The sequence below is a fragment of the Nocardioides alpinus genome (assembly GCF_900112035.1).
In the GTDB taxonomy this organism is placed as follows: Bacteria; Actinomycetota; Actinomycetes; order Propionibacteriales; family Nocardioidaceae; genus Nocardioides; species Nocardioides alpinus.
The window spans coordinates 181853-196999 of sequence record NZ_FOKC01000007.1; the positions used below are offsets into that span (position 1 = coordinate 181853).

At 71.1% G+C, this 15147-nt stretch carries 13 protein-coding genes; 5 read left to right on the plus strand and 8 right to left on the minus strand.

The window, feature by feature from the left end; genetic code table 11:
- Nucleotides 1-26: 26 nt before the first annotated feature.
- Nucleotides 27-857, minus strand: coding sequence for a response regulator transcription factor (locus BM127_RS15135; protein WP_198554281.1), 831 nt, complete (start codon nucleotides 855-857; stop codon nucleotides 27-29).
- Nucleotides 858-1031: 174 nt separating this feature from the next.
- Complete coding sequence (locus tag BM127_RS15140; RefSeq protein WP_091199800.1) at nucleotides 1032-2000, minus strand: GNAT family N-acetyltransferase; 969 nt, start codon at nucleotides 1998-2000, stop codon at nucleotides 1032-1034.
- A gap of 106 nt (nucleotides 2001-2106) precedes the next feature.
- Here BM127_RS15140 and BM127_RS15145 point away from each other — a divergent pair, with 106 nt between their 5' ends.
- A complete protein-coding gene (locus BM127_RS15145; protein WP_091199802.1) occupies nucleotides 2107-3849 on the plus strand; it encodes a DEAD/DEAH box helicase in 1743 nt (580 codons plus the stop codon).
- A gap of 337 nt (nucleotides 3850-4186) precedes the next feature.
- Here the strand turns inward: BM127_RS15145 and BM127_RS15150 are convergent, their stop codons facing one another.
- Both BM127_RS15150 and BM127_RS23050 read right to left on the minus strand, forming a co-directional pair.
- Nucleotides 4187-4756, minus strand: a complete 570-nt coding sequence (locus tag BM127_RS15150) for a YceI family protein (protein ID WP_091199803.1) — start codon at nucleotides 4754-4756, stop codon at nucleotides 4187-4189.
- A gap of 153 nt (nucleotides 4757-4909) precedes the next feature.
- The gene (locus tag BM127_RS23050) at nucleotides 4910-5035 is read right to left on the minus strand and encodes a hypothetical protein (protein WP_269213674.1); all 126 of its coding nucleotides are present in this window, start codon (nucleotides 5033-5035) and stop codon (nucleotides 4910-4912) included.
- A gap of 246 nt (nucleotides 5036-5281) precedes the next feature.
- Here BM127_RS23050 and BM127_RS15155 point away from each other — a divergent pair, with 246 nt between their 5' ends.
- Entirely contained in the window at nucleotides 5282-5542 is a 261-nt protein-coding gene (locus BM127_RS15155; RefSeq protein WP_091199804.1) for a hypothetical protein, read from the plus strand.
- 18 nt (nucleotides 5543-5560) lie between these two features.
- Complete coding sequence (gene glmS, locus BM127_RS15160) at nucleotides 5561-7384, plus strand: glutamine--fructose-6-phosphate transaminase (isomerizing) (protein WP_091199806.1); 1824 nt, start codon at nucleotides 5561-5563, stop codon at nucleotides 7382-7384.
- A gap of 230 nt (nucleotides 7385-7614) precedes the next feature.
- Here glmS and BM127_RS15165 read toward each other — a convergent pair whose 3' ends face one another.
- From BM127_RS15165 to BM127_RS22600, 3 genes are read right to left on the minus strand one after another with little or no spacing between them, the layout of a single operon-like run.
- Nucleotides 7615-9009, minus strand: a complete 1395-nt coding sequence (locus BM127_RS15165; protein ID WP_091199807.1) for a hypothetical protein — start codon at nucleotides 9007-9009, stop codon at nucleotides 7615-7617.
- 47 nt (nucleotides 9010-9056) lie between these two features.
- A complete protein-coding gene (locus BM127_RS15170) occupies nucleotides 9057-10607 on the minus strand; it encodes a glycerol-3-phosphate dehydrogenase/oxidase (RefSeq protein WP_198554280.1) in 1551 nt (516 codons plus the stop codon).
- Nucleotides 10604-11194: a TetR/AcrR family transcriptional regulator gene (locus tag BM127_RS22600; RefSeq protein WP_198554279.1), complete on the minus strand. Its 591-nt coding sequence runs from the start codon at nucleotides 11192-11194 to the stop codon at nucleotides 10604-10606. The genes BM127_RS15170 and BM127_RS22600 overlap by 4 nt, the downstream gene beginning before the upstream one ends.
- Nucleotides 11195-11211: 17 nt before the next feature.
- Here BM127_RS22600 and BM127_RS15175 point away from each other — a divergent pair, with 17 nt between their 5' ends.
- Entirely contained in the window at nucleotides 11212-12795 is a 1584-nt protein-coding gene (locus BM127_RS15175) for an FAD-binding oxidoreductase (protein WP_231263441.1), read from the plus strand.
- A gap of 196 nt (nucleotides 12796-12991) precedes the next feature.
- Here the strand turns inward: BM127_RS15175 and BM127_RS15180 are convergent, their stop codons facing one another.
- Nucleotides 12992-13615: a pirin family protein gene (locus BM127_RS15180; RefSeq protein WP_232786055.1), complete on the minus strand. Its 624-nt coding sequence runs from the start codon at nucleotides 13613-13615 to the stop codon at nucleotides 12992-12994.
- 99 nt (nucleotides 13616-13714) lie between these two features.
- Here BM127_RS15180 and BM127_RS15185 point away from each other — a divergent pair, with 99 nt between their 5' ends.
- The gene (locus BM127_RS15185) at nucleotides 13715-15040 is read left to right on the plus strand and encodes a GH1 family beta-glucosidase (protein WP_091199813.1); all 1326 of its coding nucleotides are present in this window, start codon (nucleotides 13715-13717) and stop codon (nucleotides 15038-15040) included.
- Nucleotides 15041-15147: the final 107 nt, after the last annotated feature.

A 15147-nucleotide genomic window follows, 5' to 3' on the forward strand; every position in this document is an offset into this window, starting at 1 on the left:
AGCGTGCGTGATGGGGATGAGCAGGATCAGAAGTCCAGGCCTCGGGCCCAGTCCTCCGAGTCGATGCGCGCCACGAGGTAGGGCCCGCCACCGGCTCGCCGATCCTGCTGCTGGCCCTCGCGGTCCATCCGGTAGCCGATGCCGCGGATCGTGTGGATCCAGGTGGCGTCGGAGTGCCGGCGCAGCTTGCCGCGCAGGTTGGCCACGTGCACGTCCACCAGGTGGTGGTCGTGCGTGAGCGCGCTGCTCCAGATCGCCAGCACCATCTCCTCGCGGGTGCAGACCCGCGAGAGGTGGGTGGCGAGGTACTCGAGCACGTCGTACTCGATGCGGGTCAGGTCGACGATCGCGCCGTCGACCTGCACCTCGCGCCGTGCGGAGTTGATGACCAGCCCCGCGCCGCACGAGATGGTGCTGGGCTCGTCCGCAGGCTGCGACGGGCTCGGCACGTGCGGAGCCCGCGACGGCGCCTCGTCGGCCACCACGGCCGTACGCGGTCGCCGGAACAGGGCAGCCACCCGAGCACGCAGCTCACGCGGTGAGAACGGCTTGAGGACGAAGTCGTCCGCGCCGACCTCCAGGCCGATCAGCTTGTCCACCTCGTCGGACCGTGCGGACACGATGACGATGTAGCAGTCGCTGGTCTCCCGGATGCGGCGGCACACCTCGATGCCGTCCATGTGCGGCAGCGTCAGGTCGAGCGTGACCAGGTCGGGTGGATCGGCTGCCGCCACATCCACCGCTGCCCGTCCGTCGCGCGCCGAGGTGACCCGGAAACCGGCCCCCTCCAGTGTTTCCACCAGCGCCGAGGAAATGTCCGGATCGTCTTCGACGACCAATGCATGTAGATCTTGCACGAATAACCCCCACAGAAATGCCGAAGTAGGGACCCCACGTCCCCACGCGGCGCCGCCCGAAACGACGTCGATCGATCGTAAGGGCTGGAGAGCGTCATGAGGAGCACTTGTTTCTCCTGTGGACAGCAGGTCTAGACCAGTGGGGTTTAGACGGAATCTTTTGCTAGGGCGGAGTCAGTCTGCGTTTTCCCGGGTGGGGGGCAGGTCGATCCCACGATTGACCCAGATTTGATCGGCCACCATGCCGACGCGCTCGTAGAGACCGAGAGCCCCGGTCCGCGAATCGGTGCTGAGCTCCGAGGTCGAGGTGCCGTGGGCGCGTGCCTGGGCGAAGGAATCGACCAGCAGCGCTTGGGCCAGGCCCCGGTTGCGCTGGTCGCGGCGCACCGCGAGCCGGTCGACGTACCCGGTCGTGCCGTTGTCGGAGACCAGGACGAGGGACACGCCGACGACCGCGCCGTCGCCGTCGAGGGCGACCCGGAGGTTCCACGGCTCGAAGCCCGGCCGGCCGGTGGTGGCGGCCTCGAAGTCGTCGAAGGCCTCCCGGTCGCGCACCGACCACTCGAGAAAGGCGTCCTCCAGCACGTCGTGCGCAGCCCGCAGCTCGCCGGGCTGCGCCGTCCGTACGACGTACCCCTCCGGCAGCGCGCGGTCCGGGATGCTCGCGCCCTCGGGGAGCTTGAGCACCCAGCTGGTCCACCGCACGTGGAACCCGAGCTCCTCCAGGAGCCGGTCACCCGGCGACCCCTGCGGCACCGGCATCCCGACGACCGTCGAGCCGACCCGCCGGCCGAGGTCCTGGAGCCAGTGCGCCAGCCAGGTGCCGATCCCGCGACCGCGGTGCGACGGCAGGACGGAGGTGTCCGCGCGGTCGGCGCCCATCAGCTCGGCGTACGCCACGAGGGTCTCGCCGTCGAAGACGCCGACCGAGCGGGCGGCGAGGTCGTGGCTGGGGCGCGCCCAGTCGCTGACGATGTCGGACTCCTCGATGGAGACCACGCCGATGTCGAGGCGCTCCTGCTCGGCCATCAGCTCGAAGACCGCGCGGGCGTCGGTCTTCCGCAGGGGGCGGGTGGTCAGCCCCTCGGGAAGGGGAGGCAGGCTGTCGGCGGACGCCGGGTCCGGACGGGGCTCTTCGGGCATGAAAGAAGTGTGCTGCCTCACGTGTGGGCCTGTCGCGCGCTTATCCGCGCCCCCGCTGCCCGCTGGGGAATGTCCGATTCCCCCGTGAGGCCCTACCTTTGTTCGGGTGAGTGACGACCAGACCGAAGCCCCCCAGCAGACCTTCGCCGACCTCGGCCTCGCGCCCGAGGTCCTCAAGGCGCTGTCGGACGTCGGCTACGAGACCCCCTCGCAGATCCAGGCGGCCACCATCCCGCCGCTGCTCGAGGGACGCCACGTGGTCGGCCTCGCGCAGACCGGCACCGGCAAGACCGCCGCCTTCGCGCTGCCGATCCTGTCGCAGCTCGACCTGTCGCAGAAGACCCCGCAGGCGCTCGTCCTCGCGCCGACCCGTGAGCTCGCCCTCCAGGTGTCGGAGGCCTTCGAGAAGTACGCCGCCCACCTCAAGGGCGTACGCGTCCTGCCGATCTACGGCGGCCAGGGCTACGGCGTCCAGCTCTCCGCGCTGCGTCGCGGCGTCCACGTCGTCGTCGGCACCCCCGGCCGGATCATGGACCACCTCGAGAAGGGCACCCTCGACCTGTCGGAGCTGCGCTTCCTCGTCCTCGACGAGGCCGACGAGATGCTCAAGATGGGCTTCGCGGAGGACGTCGAGACGATCCTCGCCGACACCCCCGACAGCAAGCACGTCGCGCTGTTCTCGGCGACGATGCCGGCGCAGATCCGCCGCATCTCCAAGAAGTACCTGCACGACCCGGTCGAGATCACCGTCAAGAACAAGACGTCGACGGTCTCCTCCATCACCCAGCGCTACCTGATCGTGTCCTACCCGCAGAAGGTGGACGCCCTCACGCGCATCCTCGAGGTCGAGAACTTCGAGGGCATGATCGTCTTCGTCCGCACCAAGAACGAGACCGAGACTCTGGCCGAGAAGCTCCGCGCCCGCGGCTACTCCGCGATGGCGATCAACGGTGACGTCGCCCAGGTGCAGCGCGAGCGCACCATCAACCAGCTCAAGGCCGGCAAGCTCGACATCCTCGTCGCCACCGACGTCGCCGCGCGCGGCCTCGACGTCGAGCGGATCAGCCACGTCGTCAACTACGACATCCCGACCGACACCGAGTCCTACGTCCACCGCATCGGTCGCACCGGTCGCGCCGGACGCTCGGGTGACTCGATCGCCTTCGTGACGCCGCGCGAGCGCCACCTGCTGCGCGCCATCGAGAAGGCCACCCGCCAGCCGCTGACGCAGATGCAGCTGCCGACGGTCGACGACGTCAACGCGACCCGTCTGTCGCGCTTCGACGAGCAGATCACCCAGGCGCTGGCCCAGCCGGAGCGCATCGACTTCTTCCGCGACGTGGTGTCGCACTACGTCAGTGAGCACGACGTGCCCGAGGTCGACGTGGCCGCCGCGCTGGCCGCGGTCATGCACGGTGACAACCCGCTGCTGCTGGAGCCCGAGCCGGAGCGCACCACCCGCAGCTTCGACGAGCGACCCACCCACGGCGGCAAGGCCGAGCGGCAGCCGGCACGCGACTCGCGCAGCGGCGTGCCCATGTCGACCTACCGCCTCGAGGTCGGCAAGCGGCACAAGGTCGAGCCGCGCCAGATCGTCGGTGCCCTCGCCAACGAGGGTGGGCTCTCGCGCCAGGACTTCGGCTACATCTCGATCAAGCCGGACTTCTCCCTCGTCGAGCTCCCGGCGACGCTGCCCGCGGGCACGCTGGACCGCCTCGCCGCCACCCGGATCTCCGGCGTGCTCATCGCGCTCAAGCCCGACAACGGTCCCCAGCGCGGCTCGCACGCCGGCGGCCACCGCAAGAGCGGCTCGTCCGGCGGCGGCTACAAGGGCAAGAACCCCCGCTGACCTGACGCTTGTGTACGCGGGCGGGGTGCCGACCTGACGCTTGTGTACGCGGGCGGGGTGCCGAGCTGACGCTTGTGTACGCGGGCGGCGTGCCGACCTGACGCTTGTGTACACGCGAGCGGTGCCGAGTTGACGCTTGTGTACGCGCCTCGTGCGTACAAGCGTCAGCTGGGCGGGTCCGCAGTGCGTACAAGCGTCAGCTGGGCGGGTCCGCAGTGCGTACAAGCGTCAGCTGGGCGGGTCGGTGGTGCGCACAAGCGTCAGGTCGGCAAGAAACCCCGCCGGCCGTGGGGCTGACGGGGTCTCTCGACGGTGAGTCCGGAAGGACTCGGGAGGCTCAGGCGCTCTTGATCGCCGAGATGTCGAACTCGAGCTTGATCTTCTCGGAGACGAGGACGCCGCCGGTCTCGAGCGCGGCGTTCCAGGTGAGGCCCCAGTCCTTGCGGTTGATGGTGGTCTCGCCCTCGAAGCCGACGCGGACGTTGCCGAAGGGGTCCTGGGCGGAGCCGGTCTGCTCGAACTCGATCGTGACGGGCTTGGTCACGTCCTTGATCGTCAGGTCGCCGGTGACGGACCAGTCGCTGCCGTCGCGCTTGACGTCGGTGGAGACGAAGGTGATGGAGGGGTAGGTCTCGGTGTCGAAGAAGTCGCCCGACTTGAGGTGGCCGTCGCGGTCCGCGCTGCCGGTCTCGACGGAGGTGACGTCGATCGACAGGTCGACCTTCGAGTCGGCCGGGGTGGCCTCGTTGATCGTGGCGGTGCCGGTGAACGCGCCGAACTGGCCGCGCACCTTGGTCACCATGGCGTGGCGGGCGACGAAGCCGAGGCGGCTGTGGCTCACGTCGAGGGTGTAGTCACCGGTGATGTCGTCGATGGCGGTGGTGGGGGCGTCGAAGGCGGTGGACATGCTGGCTCCTGGAAGTAGTTGGTAGAACTTTCAATCACCATAACGGACCGATCACGTCTTTCATTCCCCGGAGGTGCCAGCAATTTCCGTCCGGTCCTGAAATGCGGCGAGCCACGTCCCCGAGGGGGACGTGGCTCAGGCCAGGGGCAGCGGTCAGGCGGCGGCGGTGTGGGCCACCGTGGCGACCGACCAGCGGGCCTCCATGTGGGTGCGACCCGACGCGTCCTTGACGGCGACCCAGCTGCAGACCGGTGCCCCGGTCATCGTGTGCTTGCTCATATGACACCTCCCGTTCACTTGCTGTTCACCTAAGGTAGCACGGCCCACCTGCGCACCATCACTTCGCTGAAATCTGGCGAAGTTTCCCCATTGGTGAGCACTATGGCCGGGGGAAAGGGCTCACGGTGCTCCACTTGGGGCTCGAGTGACGAGCTCAGGGGAACGGCTCGCGCCTCGAGTTGGCCCGGTCTGCCCGAATTCGGGCAAGAAGTTGTCACAAGGGCGCCGAAGGAGCAGGCTTCTCGGGTGCCGGACCCCGATCTCGTCTCCCACGTCGTCGCCACCACGTCGCTGACACCGGGCGAGGCGGCTCGCGTGATCGAGGACGTGATCGCCTTCCACGCCCAACCCGTGGAGGTCTGGGTCCGCGAGCGGCACGCCCACCTCAAGACGTACGGGGCCAAGAACCCCGAGATCTTCGCTCAGATCGCCCGGGAGCTGCCGCAGCGCGTCGCCGCCGCGCCGGAGCTCTCCGAGCGACAGCTGCGCCGGATCGTCTACTCCTAAGAGACAAGGACCCAGAACATGTGCGGAATCGTCGGCTACATCGGCCGTCAGGACGCGGCTCCCGTCGTCCTCGAAGGACTCACCCGCCTCGAGCACCGGGGCTACGACTCCGCGGGCGTGGCCGTCCTCGGCAGCCGCGGGATCCGGGTGGTCAAGCAGGCGGGCCGCGTGCGCGAGCTCAGCGACGTGCTGCCCAAGCGGTTCGCCGGCACCACCGGCATCGGGCACACCCGGTGGGCCACCCACGGCCCCGCGACCGACGCCAACGCCCACCCGCACGCGGACGAGTCCGGTCGGGTCGCGGTGGTGCACAACGGCATCATCGACAACTCGGCCGCGCTGCGCGCCGAGCTCACCGACGCCGGGGTCACCCTGGCGAGCGACACCGACACCGAGGTGCTCGCCCACCTCGTCGCGCGCAGCGACGCCGACACCCTCGAAGGCAAGGTCCGCGACGCGCTCCGGGCGGTGGTCGGCACCTACGGGCTGGCCGTGCTGCACGCCGACTTCCCCGACCGCATCGTCGTGGCGCGCAACGGCAGCCCGCTGGTGGTCGGTGTCGGCGACAAGGAGATGTACGTCGCCTCCGACCTCGCCGCGATCGTGCGGCACACCACGACCGTCGCGATGCTCGACGACGGCGAGATGGCCACCGTCACGGCGGCCGGCTTCACCACGATGCGCCACACCGACCTCTCCTCGACCGGCAAGACCGCGACCGAGATGGACATCGACGCGTCGGCGTACGACGCCGGTGACCACGAGTCCTACATGCACAAGGAGATGCTCGAGCAGCCCGTGACCGCCCAGGCCGTGCTGCGCGGCCGCCTCGACGAGCGGTTCGGCACGGCCCACCTCGGTGGCCTCGACATGGATGCCCGCGACCTGCGCGCCGTGCGCCGGGTGAAGATCCTGGGCTGCGGCTCGGCCTACTACGTCGGCCAGATGGGTGCGGCGCTCATCGAGGAGCTCGCCCGGATCCCCGCCGACGCCGAGGCGGCCAGCGAGTTCCGCTACCGCGACCCGGTGATCGAGCCCGACACGCTCTACGTCGCGGTGAGCCAGTCCGGCGAGACCATCGACACCCTGCTCGCGGTCCAGGAGGTACGCCGCAAGGGCGGGCGCTGCGTCGGTCTTGTCAACGTCGTCGGGTCCGCGATCGCACGGGAGTGCGACGGCGGCATCTACCTCCACGCCGGTCCGGAGGTGGCGGTCGCGAGCACCAAGGCGCTGACCAACATGTTCCTAGGCTTCGCGCTGCTTGCGCTCCAGCTCGGCCGGGTGCGCGACCTCTCGATCGCCGACGGCAAGCGGCTGGTCGCCGGGCTCGAGAAGCTGCCCGGCCAGATCGAGGAGATCCTCGCCGGCGAGGACGACCTGGTCGCCGTCGCCAAGTCGCTGGCCGAGGCGCGCAGCCTGTTCTTCATCGGGCGGGTGCGCGGCTTCCCGGTCGCCCGCGAGGGCGCGCAGAAGTTCAAGGAGATCAGCTATCGCCACGCCGAGGCCTACCAGACCTCCGAGCTCAAGCACGGCCCGCTCGCGCTGATCGACCCCGAGGTGCCGACGGTGGCCCTCGTGCCGCGCGACGAGCTGACCGAGCGCAACATCGGCGCGCTCCACGAGATCGACGCCCGTCAGGGACCGCTGGTGGTGATCACGCACGCCGAGGTCGATCTCGGGGAGATCGGCGCCCGGCGCATCGACGTGCCGCGCAACGAGCCCGAGCTGGACCCGATCCTGCTGACCATCCCGCTGCAGCTGCTGGCCTACCACGCGGCGCAGCACCTGGGTCACGACATCGACAAGCCCCGCAACCTCGCGAAGTCCGTCACCGTGGAGTGAGGGTGGCCCGCGCGACGACGAACGAACGGGTCACGAGCGCGCGGACACGGGCGAAGCGGAGCGAGCCCCATGAAATGGACTGGGCGCCCCTTGCCGCATGGGGTCGGCAAGGGGCGCGCCGTGGAGAAGAATCCCACCTCGCCCACCGCGTGTCCGAGGTTCACCGGAAGTGCCGGCGAATTTTGCTGTGTGCTTGATCGCCTGTGGCCCGAAGCGTCGATCGAGGTGGCTCAGGACCCGCTCGGCGGCCGGGTGAGAGCCAGGTCGAGGCTCCCGGTGACGCCGGGCGGAACCGCGAGGACGGCGACGGCCTGGTGGGCGAAGGTGTCCCACGGCACCGGAGACGAGAGCGTCGTGGGGCTCAACGTGAAGGCGTTCGGCGCTCCGTGGATGTCGAAGCAGTCGTTGAAGAGTCCCGGGTTGCAGGGGCCGTACCCGCTGACGGCCCGGACGCGCCAGTCCGTCAGGGAGGGCGATGCGTTGCTGGCCGTCATGGTGACGCCGGACCCGCCGGACGCGTCGCGCGGCAGCTCGGGGAGGTCGCTGACGACCCACTGGCCGGGCGAGGTCGCCGTGAGGCTCACGGGCGGTCCGTCGACCGTGGCGGGCGCGGCGCGCAGAGCGCTGCGGACCCGCACCGAGACGGCGACATCGTCACCGGGGCTGATCGGCACCGACACGACGTACGTGCCGCTGACCGGCAGCTGGGTGACGCCGGTGGCGGCACAGGTGGCCCCGGGGCAGGGGACGCTCACGGCAGGCAGGAACTCGTCGGACGGGGTCACGACGTTGGTGAGCCGGTGGCTGGTCGCCGACGCGCCGGTGGTCGCGACGGTCAGCTCGGGATAGATCCACTGCCCGGCCTGACCGGTGAACGCGAGGCGGGCGTAGCGCCCGGCGGGGACGACGACCGGTGCCCCGTCGACGCTCACCGTGCGCAGCATGGTGACGAAGAGCGACACCTGGGCGCGCGGCGCGACCTCGAGGAAGTAGCGCCCGGCCGGGCTCGGCACGTCATGGCCGACTGCGCCCGTGCCGGAGCCCACGGTGAAGCCTGTCTGGTCGGGCGCGACGTCGCGGGTGATTGAGCGGTCCGGGCGGATCAGGGCGATCCGGTCCGTGCCGCTGAGTCCGGCCCGCTCGCCGTCCAACACCCGGAACGGCACGAGGTGGGTCACCCGCTGGTTGGCGCCGACATCGATCGGGGCGTCCTCGAGGAGGCGGTCCTCACGCACGACCCTGCGCACCTGGAGCTTCACGGAGGTCTTCTCCCCGGTGCGGCAGGGCTTGTTGATCGCGGTGTACGTCGCGGTGCGCGGCAGCCGCCAGTATCCCTGCGCCCACGGCTTGACGGTCTTCCCGCCACTACGCAGCGTCCGGCCGCCGCACTCGTCGGCGGCGTCGACGCGGGCAAGGTGGACCAGCTGGCCCTTGCGACCCTTGAACGTGAGCCGGACCTTGGTGGCGGTGGTGGCGCGCACGGGCTTGTGGCCGAGCTTCACGGTGCGCGACTTCGTGACGGCCGAGCCGACGCGTGCGTCCGGTGAGGACGGCGGCGAGGCCATGGCCTGCGTGGGCAGGAGCAGGGCCAGCGCGATCGCGCAGCCTCCGAGACGACGAAGCATGTGATCCCCCGATCAGGTCGGCGCACCGTGCGCCCGACGGGGAGACGCTATCCGAGGGTGATCGGTTGTGATCCGGTGGCGACGAGCTCGAGCGCCCGGCGACCGAGGGGCTCGGCGACGACCCGGTCGGCGGCCACCAGCCCGACCCGCGTACGCCGGTCGAGCAGGTCGTCGAGGTCGTGCGCGCCCTCGTGGGTGAGGGCGAAGACGAGCTCGGCCAGGGTGACCGGTACGTCGTCCGAGGCGGGGGTGAGCAGGTCGTCGTCGGCCAGCCCGGTGACCTCGCGGGCAGTGGCGAGCACCAGCTCGGCCTCGGTGCCGAAGCGGCGTACGAGCCGGGCGGGGGCGGCGCAGCGGCGCAGCTCCTCCGCCGAGGCGGCGCCCAGCAGCGGGAGGGAGGCCGTACGGCACGGACCCGCCGCGAGCCGACCCTGTGCGAGCACGACGTCGAGGGTGTCCTCGGCCATCCGCCGGTAGGTCGTGAGCTTGCCGCCGACGACCGTCGTCACGCCGGTCGTCGAGGTCAGGATCGCGTGCCGGCGCGAGAGGTCGGCGGTGGCGTCTGCGCCGGTGACCTCGAGCAGGGGACGCAGCCCGGCGAAGGCGCCGACCACATCGGCACGGGTCGGCGGGGTGGTGAACGCGGAGGCGACCACGCCCAGCAGGAAGTCGATCTCGACCTCGCTCGGCACCGGGACGTCGGGCACGGGACCAGTGACGGGTTCGTCGGTGAGGCCGACGTAGATCGTGCCGTCGGGCTGCGGCAGCACCATCGCGAAGCGCGCCGTGGTGCCCGGGATCGGCACCATCACCGCGACCCGCGTGTGCGGCAGGACGGCGCCCCGGAGGACGAGGTGCGTGCCGCGGCTCGGCCGCAGCCGGACCTGGTCGTCGAGGTCCCCGGCCCAGACCCCGGTCGCGTTGACGACGGCGCCGGCGCGGACGGCGTACGTCGCTCCGCTGAGCTCGTCGCGCAGCTCCACGCGGTTGCCGGTCGCGCCCGTGACCCGGGCGCGGGTGCGCACGTCGGCGCCGTACGACGCCGCGGTGCGGGCCACGGTGACCACCAGCCGGGCGTCGTCCTCGAGCTGCCCGTCCCAGGCGAGCAGCCCTCCGCGCAGGGTGTCGGCGCGCAGGGCGGGGGCGAGGTTGAGGGTCTCGGTGGCGTTGAGGCGGCGGGGTCGGGGGAGGGTGCGGGTGGTGGTGTGCGCGGTGCGGCGCAGCACGTCGCCGGCGTGCAGGCCGGCCCACGTCATCGCCGTGCGGCCGCGCGACATGGCGTCGTTGACGGGGGTCAGCATCGGCAGCGGCCGGGTGAGGTGCGGGGCGGTGACCTCCATCAGGATGCCGCGCTCGACGGCGCTCTCGTGGGCGATCGCGAGCTGGCCCTGGGCGAGGTAGCGCAGGCCGCCGTGCACGAGCTTGGACGACCAGCGCGAGGTGCCGAAGGCGAGGTCGTGGGCGTCGACCGCGAGGACGCTCAGGCCCCGGGTGACGGCGTCGAGGGCGACGCCGGCGCCGGTGATGCCGAGCCCGACGACCACCACGTCGACCTCGGTCGGGATCCCCGCCAGGCCGGGGGTGATCCGCCGGCTCACGGCGTCAGCGACCCGATGACCAGGCGGGCGTACTCCGTGTCGAGGTCCTCCAGGCCGATCTCGCCGTCGACCATCGTCAGCGCGGAGAACACGAAGCCGTGGCCCGCGAGGGTGAGCGAGCGCGCCATCAGTACGGCGTCGCCGGCGCGGATCGCGCCCGAGGCCTGGCCGCTCTCGATCTCGGCGGCGAGGATCTCGATCAGCGCCTCCTGCGAGCGGCCGCGCCGGGAGAGGAGGTAGGGAAGCATCAGGTCGGGGTCGAGCTCGACGATGCGGACGAAGAGCTCGTTGTCGCGGAGCGCCCGGACGGTGGAGAGGGCCGCGGCCGCGATGCCGGACGGGGTGGTGGTGTCGAGCGCGGCGACCCGCGTCGCTGCCGCGACGGTCACCCACTCGCGGGTCATCAGGTCGCCCAGCAGCGAGCCCATGTCGGACCAGGTGCGGTAGATCGTCATCCGTGAGACTCCGGCGCGCTTCGCGACCTCGGTGAGCGTCGTGCGCCGCCAGCCGACGTCGAGGATGCAGTCCCGAGCGGCGTCGAGGTAGGCGTCGAGCCGAGGTTCCGGGATGTGACGAAGTGACGACATGTGTCACACTGTAACGCATGACCCTGGAGACGCCCACCGTCGAGATGCACCCGCAGCGCTGGGGCGACCCGGCCGCTGCCTCAGACCTGCCCGAGTCCGCCCGCGGGCTGGTCGAGCTCGCCTTCGGCCTCCGGGACCGACCGGCGGTGACAGGGGCGACGCCGCCGGCGGTCGCACTGGACGACGCGCTCCTCGAGGGGCTGCGCGCGCTCGTCGGCGCCGAGCACGTCCTCGTCGACGACGAGACCCGCACGCTCCGCACCCGCGGCAAGTCCACCCCCGACCTCCTCCGCGCACGGTCCGGCGACCTCTCCGACGCCCCCGATGCCGTCGTGCGTCCTGACGGTCACGTCGAGGTCGTCGCCGTCCTGGCGTGGGCGGCCGAGCACCGGGTCGCGGTCGTGCCGTTCGGTGGTGGCACCTGTGTGACCGGGGGGCTGGCCGCCCGGCGCGACGGCTTCGCCGGCCTGGTCAGCCTCGACCTGGTCCGGATGAAGCGGCTGCTCGCCGTCGACGACGTCTCGATGTCCGTGACCCTCCAACCCGGCCTGCGCGGTCCCGAGGCCGAGGCGCTGCTCGCCGGGCACGGCCTGACCCTCGGCCACTACCCGCAGTCCTTCGATCACGCCTCGATCGGCGGCTTCGCGGCCACCCGCTCCAGCGGCCAGTCCAGCGCCGGCTACGGCCGCTTCGACGCGATGGTCGTGGGGCTGACGGCGGCGACACCCACGGGGTCGCTCGACCTCGGCTCGTCGCCGGCCAACGCCGCCGGGCCTGACCTGCGTCAGCTCCTCCTCGGCTCGGAGGGCGCCTTCGGGGTGATCACGTCGGTGACGGTCCGCGTGCGCCGCGCGCCCGCGGTCACGACGTACGACGGGTGGCGCTGGCCGTCGTTCGACGCGGGCTCCGACGCGATGCGCACCCTTGCGCAGGCGGGCCTGCTGCCCACGGTCATCCGGCTCTCGGACGAGACCGAGACCGCGATCAACCTCGCCGACCCGACGTCGATCGGCGGGACCGACGACCCCGGGTGCCTGATGATCACCGGCTACGAGGGCACCGCCGAGCAGGTGGACGCGCGGCGTGAGGCGGTGTCGGCCGTGCTGACCGGCCTCGGCGGCACGGCCCTCGGCGAGGAGCCCGGCCGGAAGTGGGTGCAGGGACGCTTCGACGCCCCCTATCTCCGCGACTCCCTGCTGGACCACGGCGTGCTCGTCGAGACCCTCGAGACCGCCACCTTCTGGTCCAACCGTGCGCGGCTGCACGACGACGTGAAGGAGGCGTTGCAGGCCGCGCTCGGCGAGGGGTCGCTGGTCCTGTGCCACGTCTCGCACGTCTACGAGACCGGGTGCTCGCTCTACTTCACCGTCGCCGCGAGCCAGGCCGACGACCCGCTCGCCCAGTGGCAGACCGCCAAGGCAGCAGCCAGCGACGCGATCATCGCGGCCGGCGCCACGATCACCCACCACCACGCCATCGGCACGGACCACAAGCCGTGGTTCGCCCAGGAGATCGGTGAGGTCGGGGTGCGGGTGCTCCGGGCGGTCAAGGCCGAGCTCGACCCGGTGGGGATCCTCAACCCGGGGGTGCTGATCCCGTAGGCCGCCGCTGGTCGAGCAGCGATCGTGGGCCCGCTGGTTGAGCAGCGAGCGAAGCGAGCGTGTCGAAACCAAGGGTCAGTCGGCCGTGGTTTCGACTCGGGCTCGTTCCTCGCCCGGCTCAACCGACGGCGGGGTCAGTCGGCCGTGGTTTCGACTCGGGCTCGTTCCTCGCCCGGCTCAACCGACGGCAGCGGGGTCAGGCGAAGGTCCAGACCAGGAGCTCGGTCGCCTCGCTCGCGCGCACCACCCGCCCCGGCTCGTCGGTGAGGCGTACGGCGTCGCCGGCGGCCAGCGGGACGCCGTCCAGCGATGCAGCCCCCGTGGCTGCGAAGACGTGCTGTCGGGGATCCTCGGGCAGCGCGACGGACTCACCCGGCGCCAGCCGAGCCACCAGCAGACGGGTGCCCGCAGCGTCGATCGGCAGCCCATAGCCGCCGACCACCTCGACCAGACCGGCGGCGGCCGGTGGCGCCTCGCCCAGGACGTACGACGGTTGCGTGCCGGGCGCGCTGGGTGTGATCCACGCCTGGATGAAGCGGCAGCGCCCCGATCCGGGATCGGCGACCTCGCTGTGCCGGATGCCCGAACCCGCGGACAGGACCTGCGCCCGACCGGCCTCCACGACGTGGCGGGCGCCGGTGGAGTCGGTGTGGACCAGTGCGCCCTCGAGCACCCAGGTGACGATCTCCAGCTCGGAGTGCGGATGCTCGGCATAACCCGCCCCCTGCGCCAGCTCGTCGTCGTTGTGGCAGACCAGAGGGCCGAAACCGAGGTTGGCCGGGTCGTAGTGCGGCCCGAAGGAGAAGGAGTGCCTGGTCACCCGGCCCTCCGCAGTCGACGACGACCTGTCTGAACCGGCGTACAGGGCCCTCGTCATGGCGATATCTTCGCGGATGTGTCCTTCCCGCATGACTTCCCCATGCTTCCGCCCGGTTTCCGCTTCGGAACCAGCACGGCGAGCTATCAGATCGAGGGCGCGGCGGCCGAGGACGGCAGGGGTCCGAGCATCTGGGACACCTTCAGTGCCGAGCCCGGCCGGATCGTCGACGGCAGCACCGGTGAGGTCGCGTGCGACCACTACCACCGGGTGGAGGAGGACGTCGCGCTGATGCAGGAGCTCGGCACGGGGGGCTACCGCTTCTCGATCGCCTGGCCGCGGATCCAGCCCACCGGGCGCGGGCCCGCCAACGAGAAGGGGCTGGCGTTCTACGACCGGCTCATCGACACCCTGCTCGCCCACGGCCAGCAGCCGATGGTCACGCTCTACCACTGGGACCTCCCGCAGGCGCTCGAGGACGACGGCGGTTGGCTCAACCGCGACACCGTCGAGCGGTTCGCCGACTACGCCGAGATCGTGGGCGAGAAGTTCGCCGACCGCGTCGAGCACTGGGTGCCGGTCAACGAGCCCAATGTCGCCTCGATCCTGGGCTATGGCCTGGGCACGCACGCCCCCGGCAAGAAGCTGCTCTTCGACTGCCTGCCTGCGGCCCACCACCTGCTCTTGGGCCACGGCCGCGCCGCGATCGAGCTGCGCCGCGCCGGGGCGACCTCCATCGGGTGCGCCAACAACCACTCGCCGATCTGGCCCGCCAGTGACGACGACGCCGACGTCGGGATGAGCAAGATCTTCGACGCCCTGTGGAACGGCACGTTCCTCGAGCCGATGCTGCTCGGGCGCTATCCCGCCGACCTGATGCCGCTGTTCGAGGACGTCATGCGCGACGGCGACCTCGCGACCATCCGCCAGCCGCTCGACTTCTACGGGGTCAACTACTACAGCCCCCTGCGTGTCGCTGCGGCCGACGAGGACTCCGACATCCCCTTCGACTTCCGCGAGGTCGTCGGCTATCCCACCACCGAGTCCGGCTGGCCGGTCGTGCCGGACGCGCTGCGCGAGTGGCTGGTCACCTTCCGTGCCCGCTTCCGCGCGGCCCTGCCGCCGATCTACATCACCGAGTCCGGCTGCAGCTACGACGTCGCCCCCGACGAGCACGGCGTGGTCGACGACCAGGTGCGCATCGACTACCTGCGCGCCCACGTCGGTGCGGTCTCGGAGGCGATCACCCGCGGCGTCGACGTACGCGGCTACTATTGCTGGTCGCTGATGGACAACTTCGAGTGGGCCGAGGGCTACACCCAGCGCTACGGCCTGGTCCACGTCGACTACGAGACGCTGGAGCGGACCCGGAAGAACTCCTTCCACTGGTACGCCGACCTGCTGGCCGCGCAGCCCCAGCACCTCTGACCGACCGATCGGACCGCCGCTGGTCGAGCAGCAAAGTGCAGACGCTGCTGGTTGAGCAGCGAGTGCAGCGAGCGTGTCGAAACCGAGGTGCCTCGGGTGGCCTTGGT

Coding starts and splice junctions, on each gene's coding strand:
- BM127_RS15165 (WP_091199807.1), bottom strand. CDS start 9,009: ATGCTTCGTCGTCTCGGAGGCTGCGCGATCGCGCTGGCCCTGCTCCTG.
- BM127_RS23050 (WP_269213674.1), bottom strand. CDS start 5,035: ATGAGCAAGCACACGATGACCGGGGCACCGGTCTGCAGCTGGGTCGCC.
- BM127_RS15175 (WP_231263441.1), top strand. CDS start 11,212: ATGACCCTGGAGACGCCCACCGTCGAGATGCACCCGCAGCGCTGGGGC.
- BM127_RS15185 (WP_091199813.1), top strand. CDS start 13,715: ATGCTTCCGCCCGGTTTCCGCTTCGGAACCAGCACGGCGAGCTATCAG.
- BM127_RS22600 (WP_198554279.1), bottom strand. CDS start 11,194: ATGTCGTCACTTCGTCACATCCCGGAACCTCGGCTCGACGCCTACCTC.
- BM127_RS15140 (WP_091199800.1), bottom strand. CDS start 2,000: ATGCCCGAAGAGCCCCGTCCGGACCCGGCGTCCGCCGACAGCCTGCCT.
- glmS (WP_091199806.1), top strand. CDS start 5,561: ATGTGCGGAATCGTCGGCTACATCGGCCGTCAGGACGCGGCTCCCGTC.
- BM127_RS15150 (WP_091199803.1), bottom strand. CDS start 4,756: ATGTCCACCGCCTTCGACGCCCCCACCACCGCCATCGACGACATCACC.